The sequence below is a fragment of the Streptomyces sp. CA-288835 genome, from assembly GCF_050936385.1.
In the GTDB taxonomy this organism is placed as follows: Bacteria; Actinomycetota; Actinomycetes; order Streptomycetales; family Streptomycetaceae; genus Streptomyces.
The window spans coordinates 1,058,376-1,066,403 of the sequence record NZ_JBNJMW010000001.1 but is presented as its reverse complement, the minus strand read 5'-3'; the positions used below and the strand labels follow the sequence as shown (position 1 = coordinate 1,066,403).

At 66.8% G+C, this 8,028-nt stretch carries 8 protein-coding genes; 7 read left to right on the top strand and 1 reads right to left on the bottom strand.

What is annotated here, in order from left to right; all coding sequences use genetic code 11:
• Window positions 1–118: 118 nt before the first annotated feature.
• The 7 genes from ACQEVY_RS05025 to ACQEVY_RS04995 all read left to right on the top strand — a co-directional run bounded on the left by ACQEVY_RS05025 (window position 119) and on the right by ACQEVY_RS04995 (window position 6,931).
• A complete protein-coding gene (locus ACQEVY_RS05025) occupies window positions 119–1,339 on the top strand; it encodes an acyl-CoA dehydrogenase family protein (protein ID WP_432955062.1) in 1,221 nt (406 codons plus the stop codon).
• 66 nt (window positions 1,340–1,405) lie between these two features.
• Window positions 1,406–1,864, top strand: a complete 459-nt coding sequence (locus ACQEVY_RS05020) for an RrF2 family transcriptional regulator (protein WP_432945215.1) — start codon at window positions 1,406–1,408, stop codon at window positions 1,862–1,864.
• Window positions 1,865–2,032: 168 nt separating this feature from the next.
• Complete coding sequence (locus tag ACQEVY_RS05015) at window positions 2,033–2,911, top strand: alpha/beta fold hydrolase (protein ID WP_432945213.1); 879 nt, start codon at window positions 2,033–2,035, stop codon at window positions 2,909–2,911.
• Window positions 2,912–3,074: 163 nt separating this feature from the next.
• Complete coding sequence (locus ACQEVY_RS05010; protein ID WP_432945211.1) at window positions 3,075–3,482, top strand: winged helix-turn-helix transcriptional regulator; 408 nt, start codon at window positions 3,075–3,077, stop codon at window positions 3,480–3,482.
• Between the two features lie 483 nt (window positions 3,483–3,965).
• Window positions 3,966–5,309 (top strand): SCP2 sterol-binding domain-containing protein, encoded by a 1,344-nt coding sequence (locus ACQEVY_RS05005; RefSeq protein ID WP_432945209.1) that lies wholly within the window; start codon window positions 3,966–3,968, stop codon window positions 5,307–5,309.
• Between the two features lie 55 nt (window positions 5,310–5,364).
• Window positions 5,365–6,327 (top strand): PDR/VanB family oxidoreductase, encoded by a 963-nt coding sequence (locus ACQEVY_RS05000; protein WP_432945207.1) that lies wholly within the window; start codon window positions 5,365–5,367, stop codon window positions 6,325–6,327.
• Window positions 6,328–6,559: 232 nt separating this feature from the next.
• Window positions 6,560–6,931, top strand: coding sequence for a DUF1330 domain-containing protein (locus ACQEVY_RS04995; RefSeq protein ID WP_432945205.1), 372 nt, complete (start codon window positions 6,560–6,562; stop codon window positions 6,929–6,931).
• A gap of 325 nt (window positions 6,932–7,256) precedes the next feature.
• Here the strand turns inward: ACQEVY_RS04995 and ACQEVY_RS04990 are convergent, their stop codons facing one another.
• On the bottom strand, window positions 7,257–7,961 hold the full coding sequence (locus tag ACQEVY_RS04990) for a GntR family transcriptional regulator (RefSeq protein WP_432945203.1): 705 nt from the start codon (window positions 7,959–7,961) through the stop codon (window positions 7,257–7,259).
• Between the last annotated feature and the right edge of the window lie 67 nt (window positions 7,962–8,028).

Sequence of the window (8,028 nt, the reverse complement as noted above, 5' to 3'; positions counted from 1 at the left end):
GCGGATCGGACCTGTCGGTGTTTCCGGCGAATACGCGCCCCGCCTGCAGCCGATTCCCTAGTATCCCTACTGATTTACTAGGGAAACATGGATGCCGATCGACAAGGCGAGTAGACGGATGACGTACATCGAGGAGACCGCCGACGAAGGGGCCGGGCACGCACACCTGTTGCGTACGGCCCGTGAGCTGGCAGACGACCTGGCCACAGACGCCGTCCTGCGTGAGCAGGCCGGCAAAGCGCCGTTCGACGAGGTCGCCCGACTGCGTGAGGCGGGGCTGCTGAGCCTGCTGGTGCCGGCCGAACACGGCGGAGGAGGCGCGGACTGGCGTACGGCCTACGCCGTCGTCCGGACGATCTCCGCGGCCGACGGGGCGATCGGCCAACTACTCGGCTGCCACCTCTTCCTGTCCTACAGCGCCCGGTTCTTCGCCGCCCCCGCCCAGGCCGCCCGCATCGAGGGGGAGTCCGCGGCGGGGCAGTGGTGCTGGGGCGGCGGCATCGCCGCCCACGAGCCGCGACTCACGCTGACTCCGACCGCGGACGGCTATCTGCTGGACGGCCACCGGAGTTACGCCGCCGGAGTCGCAGTCGCCGACCGCCTTCTCGTCCGTGCCGCCCGGTCCGACACCGGCGAACCGCTGGCCGTCCTCGTCGATCCCGCCCACCCCGGCGTCGTATGCGGCAACGAAGGGGACACCTTCGGCCAGCGGCTGGCGGCCGGTGGCAGCGTGGAGTTCGACTCCGTACCGATCACGGCTGACGACGTGTTCGGCTCCCTCTCCTCGGACGAGGGCGCCCTGTCACCCTTCGCCGGACTGGCCGCGCCGACCGCACGGCTGGTTTCCGCACAGTTCTGTCTCGGCGTCGCCGAAGGGCTGCTCGCCGAAGCCCGCGAGTACAGCAGGACCGTCGACTCCTCCTGGCAGCCGACCCCGCAACGGTCCTGGCCAGGCAGCCCGCCGCAGGACCCGTACGTGCTGACGGCCTACGGCGAACTCGCCGTCGCCGCACACGCCGCATCCGCCCTCTCCGACCAGGCGGTGGACGCTCTGATACGTGGCCTCGCGCGGGGCGAGGACCTCAACGACGACGAATGCGCGGAGATCGCCGTACGTGCAGGCGCGGCCGAAGTCGCCGCCTCCCGGGCTGTGCAGGAGATCACCACACGTGCCCTGGACGCCATCGGCGCCCGCGCCGCCTCCTCGCGGCACGGATTCGACCGCTTCTGGCGCAACGCCCGGACCCACACCCTGCGCGAGCCCGTCGGCGACCGACTCCGCGAGGTCGGGGACTACTTCCTCAACGGTGCGCACCCGCCGTTCACGCTCCCCTCCTGACCGCGCGCCGATCCCGCGATCGGTGACCGGTGACGGTCGTACGCCGCAGTGGCGGATAATCGCGGCATGCGGATCTCGGCGAAGGCGGACTATGCGGTACGGGCGGCGTTGGAGCTGGCTGCGGCAGGTGAGGAAACGTCGGTCAAGGCCGAGGCGATCGCCCAGGCGCAGGGCATCCCGCACAAATTCCTGGAGGGCATCCTGGGCGACCTGCGCCGAGGCGGTCTCGTAGTCAGCCAACGGGGCGGAAAAGGCGGCTACCGGCTGGCCCGCCCCGCGAACGCGATCGCCATCGCAGACGTGATCCGGGTCGCGGACGGACCACTGGTGTCCGTACGGGGCGTACGCCCGCCCGAGCTCTCCTACTGCGGTCCCGCGGAATCCCTGCTGCCACTGTGGATCGCGGTACGCGCCAACGTCCGGAAGATCCTCGGCGAGGTCACCCTGGCCGACGTGGCCGCGGCCAAACTGCCCGACGAGGTCATGGGCCTGGCCGAGGACCCCGGGGCCTGGACGAATCCCTAGGCAATCCTGGCCACCAGCTCGCTGGCATCTGGGACAACGAGGCCAGCGTCGGCAAGGACAGGGATCGCGCTCACCGACCCGCATCAGCTCCTGCTTGTACTTGCGCCTCAAAACCGATCGGTTTACCTGATTGGAAACCGATCGGTTTATCAGTCAGGAGTCGGCGAGATGTCCAACCACGAGTCGCGGCCCACGATTCACATTCCGGGGACCACCAGCCACACCATCGCCCCACGTGCGGGACGCCATGGCCGCGAGGGAACCCTGCGCTACCTCAAGGCGGGCACCGGTGCCCCCTTGGTCCTGCTGCACACTCTGCGGACGCAGGCCGAGCACTTCCGCCACCTCATCCCGCTGATCGCGGACCGGTACACCGTGTACGCCCTCGATCTGCCGGGGATGGGCTACTCGGAGATCGTGCCCGGCGCGTCGTACGAAGAGCCGGCGCTGCGGGCGGGAGTCGAGCGGCTCCTGAGCGAACTCGACCTCTACGACGTGACGTTGGTCGGGGAGTCGTTGGGCGGGGTGCTCGCCCTGACCACCGCGGCCGATCTCCCGGAGCGGGTACGGCGCGTCGTCGCGGTGAACGCGTACGACTACCGCGACGGCATCGCCCGCTCCAGTGTCCTCGCGCGCGTGGTGACCGGCGGGATCATCGCTCCTGGGGTCGGCCCGGTGATCGCCCAGCAGGAACCCAAGCCCGTCCTGCGCAGAATCCTGCAGGGCGGTGTGGGCGACAAGACCGCTTTTCGGGAGGACTACCTGGACGAGCTCCTCCAGTCAGGCAGGCGTCCCGGCTTCCCGATCGTCGCCCGCGCTCTGTACCGAAACATGGCCGGCCTCATCGCGGCCCGCGCGCGCTACCCCGAGGTCAAGGCCCCCGTTCACCTCGTCTACGGGGAGAACGACTGGTCCCGGCCCTCGGACCGCGAGGCCAATAAGAGGCTGCTGCCCGCCGCCGATTTCACACAGGTGCCAGGAGCGCACCACTTCCTCGCGCTCGAGAGCCCGGAGGTGGTGGCCGACCTGTTGAACGCGGTGGCATGATCGCCCCCAGAGCGCTGTGGCCACTCCCATTCCGTACGGGGATGGAGCGTGATGAACTTCGACTCGAAGCCGTCAGTTGCTTGACGCAACGTGCTAAATTCGCAGCATGTTGGGCCGAACATACGACAGTCAACTGTGCTCCATCGCCCGGACTCTGGAGATCGTGGGCGAGCGCTGGACCTTGCTGATCATTCGCGACGCGCAGCTCGGCCTGCGCCGGTTCGAGGAATTTCAGGACAGTCTCGGTATCGCCCGCAATGTACTCACCAACCGTCTCTCCAAGCTGGTCGACGACGGGCTGCTGGATCGGGTCTGTTACCAGGAGCGGCCCGCCCGCTATGAGTACCGGCCGACGGGCAAGGCCAAGGACTTGCTCACGGCGGTGCTTTCTTTGATGCACTGGGGCGATGAGCACGCCGGGGATCCGGCCGGCCCTCCGCGGATCACGAACCATGTCGGATGCGGAGGTAACGTTCGGGAACAGCTCGTGTGCACCCACTGCGGAGAAGTGGTGGGCCCGGACGCCGTTCAGCTGCTTCCCGGCCCGGCACTTTCCGACTCGCCGGCCTGACATCCGAGTTCCTCGATGGACTCGCCACCACCAGCTGGGGCGTGTACCGAGTCGCGATCAGTGCGCGGCCCGTGTGACGTCTGTTCCGCCGCCGGGAATCTGCTTCGACATGCCGCCCGATTGCTTTGCCGACGCCGCGGTAAGCCGCCCTTCTGTCGCCTTCTTAGGCAGACGCGGTGGTGGACGGCCGGCCAGATGACGAGCTCGTGCCGCATCTCCCACCCCTCCCTGCCAGGCGTGAACTACCAGAGCACACCCCCTTTCCGCTGCCGTAGCTGCTAGAAGTACGCGCCGTTCCCGCGGTTCGGCGCATGTGGCACGCCGAACTACCCCTCTGTGCTGGGCAGTTGCAGCCGCATCCAGCAGAAGACTCAGCGGGATGATCACAGCTCGACCGTAAGTTGCTTCACGAAACTCACCCAGCTAGGGTGCGAGTTGCTTCATGAAACTCGTACGTATCCCGCCCCCGTGAGGTGACGCTCGATGGCCAGGAAAAGGCTCGAAGACCATCCCACCGTCGTCCAAGCCCGTCGGCGCGACCGCATGGTTGCCCGCCCCGCCGAGCCGCTGGACGCGTCGTGGCTGCGCCAGCTGTGTCTCGACGCGGGTGCGGACGACGTCGGCTTCGTCGAGATCGACCGGCCGGACATCGCCGACCAGCGAGAGGACCTGAGCGCCGCGCTGCCGGGCGTCCGAACGCTGATCAGCATCGTGTCCCGAATGAACCGGGAGAACATCCGCACTCCCGCACGCTCGGTCGCCAACCTGGAGTTCCATCACACCGGCGACCACTCCAACGAGGTCGGCCGGCACGTGGTGGGCGAGCTGGAAGCGACGGGCGTGCGCGCCATCAACCCCGCGATGGGTTTTCCGATGGAGATGGACAAGTTCCCCAGGAAGGCGTGGGTCGTCTCGCACAAGCCGGTCGCCGTGGCGGCCGGGCTCGGCAAGATGGGTATCCACCGCAACGTCATCCACCCGAAATTCGGCAACTTCATCCTGCTCGGCACGATCCTCATCGACGCCGAGGTCAGCGAATACACCCGGCCTATCGAGTACAACCCCTGCCTGGAATGCAAGCTGTGCGTGACCGCCTGCCCGACCGGGGCGATCGCCTCCGACGGCCACTTCAACTTCTCCGCCTGCTACACGCACAACTACCGCGAGTTCATGGGTGGCTTCGGCGACTGGGCCGAACAGGTCGCCGAAAGCCGCAACGCACACGACTACCGCTCGCGAGTGAGCGACAGCGAGAGCGCCTCGATGTGGCAGAGCCTGTCCTTCGGCGCCAACTACAAAGCTGCCTACTGCATGTCGGTCTGCCCGGCCGGCGAGGACGTCATCGGCCCCTGGCTGGACAATCGCAAGGCACATCTGACCCAGGTCGTGCGCCCACTGACCGACAAGGAAGAGACCGTCTACGTCGTCCCGGGTTCCGACGCCGAGCAGCATGTGGCCGACCGCTTCCCGAACAAGCGCACAAAGCATGTGGCGATGAGTCTGCGTGCGAACAGCATCGACGGTCTGGTGGAAGGCCTGCCGCTGATCTTTCAGCGCGAACAGGCCAAGGACATGTCCGCCACCTACCACTTCACCTTCACCGGCGACGAGTCCCGGCAGATCACCGTGACCATCCGCGACCGCGAACTCGATGTCTCCGACGGACATCACGGCGAACCGGATCTCAGGATCACCGCCGACACGCGCACCTGGCTGCGCTTCCTCGCCAAGCCGTCACTGTTGGCGTGGGCACTGGTACGTCGCCAGATCAAGCTGCAGGGATCCCCCCGACTACTGCGCGACTTCGGCCGCTGCTTCCCGTCCTGATCAGTCAGGAAGAAAGCATCACCGAATTATCACTGTGAGAAAGGAAATGCGGATCATGAGCACTCTCAGCACCGAAGTCGAGCTCGACCTCGTATTGGAACGGAAGGAAACGATGGCCGAAGGCGTCGTGCTGCTGACGCTGCGTGACCCGGAAGGCCGTCCACTGCCGGAATGGCAGCCGGGAGCACACATCGACCTGATACTGCGAGCCGACCTGGTCCGGCAGTATTCACTGTGCGGGGACCCGGGGGACCGGTCCCGTCTTCAGGTCGCGGTGCTGCGTGAACCGGAAAGCCGCGGCGGTTCGAGTCACGTGCACGACGGGCTCACCGAGGGTGAGTCGGTGCGCATCCGCGGGCCACGCAACCACTTTCCGCTCGTGAAGGCCAAGAAATACTTGTTCATCGCGGGCGGCATCGGGATCACCCCCATTCTGCCCATGCTGGCAGCCGTCAACGCGACCCGCGCAGACTGGCGCCTCCTCTACGGGGGCCGCACCCGAGCTTCGATGGCATTCGGCGAGACCCTGCAGCGGGCCTACGGAGATCGGGTGAGCCTGCGGCCCCAGGACGAGTACGGGCTGCTGGACCTGCCTTCGCTACTCGGCAAGCCGCAGCGGAAGACAGCCGTCTACGCCTGCGGTCCGGAACCGCTGCTTGCGGCTGTCGAGGCCGGCTGCGAGAAGTGGCCGAGCGGATCTCTGCACCTGGAGCGCTTCGCCCCGAAGAAGGACGCCACCGCCGGGCCGCAGAGCAGCTTCGAGGTCGAGCTGGCCCAGTCCGCCAGAAAGCTGATGGTCTCTGAGGACATATCCATTCTTGAGGCCGTCGAAGGTGCCGGTGTGCCGGTGATGACATCGTGCGAGGAAGGTATCTGCGGAACCTGCGAGACGAAGGTGTTGTCCGGGGAGATCGACCACCGCGACTCGGTCCTGGACGCCCAAGAGCGCGCCGCAGGCGACACCATGATGATCTGCGTCTCCCGAGCCAAGGGCAACCGCCTGGTCCTCGACCTCTGACGGCTGGTTTCCGCAGCACACGAGGCCAAGGTGGCACCGAGGCGGTTCCCTGAGGTCTGCGACAGGTAGCCAGGGCAGGGAGGCGCCGGCACGGCCAGATGCCGCCGGAGCACCCAGCTGCAAACCAGCGACGAACCGCGAGGCCCCTGCGTGCACCGTCTTCGCCCAGACTTGCGCGCGAAAACCGATCGGTAGCGAACACCAGTTTCCTGAGACCGGAGAGGTATTGGCAATGAGTGAGAATTCGCAGAAGAAGAAGTTTTACGCCCTGAACATGTTCGACGTGGTCGACGTAGAGAAATACCTTGCGTATTTCAGTCGTTTGCCCGAAGTGGCTCCGCAATATGGTGGTCGCATGGTGGCGTTCGGTCGTTTCCGGGAAGATGTAGTCGGTGACCTCGCGCCACGGCAGGTTCTGTTTCTCGTTGAATGGGAGTCCGAGGATGCGTTCAACAGCTTCCGGGACGATGCGGAATTGGCCGACTTGCATCCGTTGCGGGAGAACGGGACGGCGTCCTATATCTGGCAGACGTTCGATGGTTCCGATATGAGCGACCCCGCCAACGTATCGCTTGACGATGTACTGGCGGTGCTCAAGCCTTAAAACCCGCATCGCCACGGAGCCGGAGCCGATGAGCCGACTGATGTCGGCGTTCGCAGGAAAGTGCCCCGCCCGGTAAGGGCGAACGTGCCCACCAATAGCGGCGGTGTCGTGTCGTCACTGCGCAGGACTGGACGACCTGGACGACGGCCCTTCGACCTCCACACACGCAGAGTCCGCGTGGTCCAGGCGTTCCACCGCCTTACTCCGCCGGTGGAGCGCCCGCCGCACAGGCCGCGGCCTGAGCATCACCCGGCGGTCGGCTGGAGGCAGTTCCGGTGGCGCTCATCGGAGACTGCGGCCCGTCCGGCCGGGTTGGTGAGGCACGTCAGGCGTCCTTCGGGGGTTCGTGATGTGTACGGCCGGTGAGTGCGGCCGCGGTCTGGGTGAGGTGCTGGGCCAGGACCTCGGCCGCGGTGTCGGCGTCGCGGGTCAGCGCCACCTCTTCCAACCGGCGATGCTCGTCAATGCCGTCCCGTTCGGGGGTGCGGTGCGCCGCCCAGCGGCGAGCCAGCTCGCTCGCGGTCCACATCCGGTCGAAGGTCTCCAGCAGGACGGCGTTGCCGCAACCTTCCAGCAGGGTGCGGTGGAAGACCCGGTGGGCTTCGGACCATGCGCCGCTGTAGTAGGCGCCCTCCTCCGGCACGTACGCCGGGGTGCGGGCCAGACGGTGGTGGGCGGCTCGTACGCGGGCCTCCCAGTCGACGTCGCCGCGCTCGATGGACATACGCAGCACGACCGGTTCGATGGTCCGGCGGGCCTCCGCGATCTCCTGCCAGCGGCGGTCGGAGAGGGCCGGAACGGCAAAGCCGCGGTTGGGCAGCCGGTCGGCGAGGCCCTCACCGACCAGCCGCACGAGCGCCTCGCGCACAACGGCCAGGCTCACGCCCTGCTCCTTGGCCAGGGCCTGCGGTTTGAGGGGGTCACCGGGGGCGTAGTCCCCGCGCATGATCGCGTCCCGCAGGTGGGCGTAGACGTGCTCGGAGAGCATCTGCTTCCCCGGCGATGTCGAGGTGTGGGCCGTCTGAGTCATGTCGCCATCATAGACGATCCAGTAAATAATCGATTATTGATGTTATGGTCGATCCAGGTGGCCGATC

Bases quoted from the DNA above. Each gene is read 5' to 3' on its own strand.
- ACQEVY_RS05015 (WP_432945213.1), top strand. From the start codon at position 2,033: ATGTCCAACCACGAGTCGCGGCCCACGATTCACATTCCGGGGACCACC.
- ACQEVY_RS05020 (WP_432945215.1), top strand. From the start codon at position 1,406: ATGCGGATCTCGGCGAAGGCGGACTATGCGGTACGGGCGGCGTTGGAG.
- ACQEVY_RS04995 (WP_432945205.1), top strand. From the start codon at position 6,560: ATGAGTGAGAATTCGCAGAAGAAGAAGTTTTACGCCCTGAACATGTTC.
- ACQEVY_RS05025 (WP_432955062.1), top strand. From the start codon at position 119: ATGACGTACATCGAGGAGACCGCCGACGAAGGGGCCGGGCACGCACAC.
- ACQEVY_RS05000 (WP_432945207.1), top strand. From the start codon at position 5,365: ATGAGCACTCTCAGCACCGAAGTCGAGCTCGACCTCGTATTGGAACGG.
- ACQEVY_RS05005 (WP_432945209.1), top strand. From the start codon at position 3,966: ATGGCCAGGAAAAGGCTCGAAGACCATCCCACCGTCGTCCAAGCCCGT.
- ACQEVY_RS04990 (WP_432945203.1), bottom strand. From the start codon at position 7,961: ATGACTCAGACGGCCCACACCTCGACATCGCCGGGGAAGCAGATGCTC.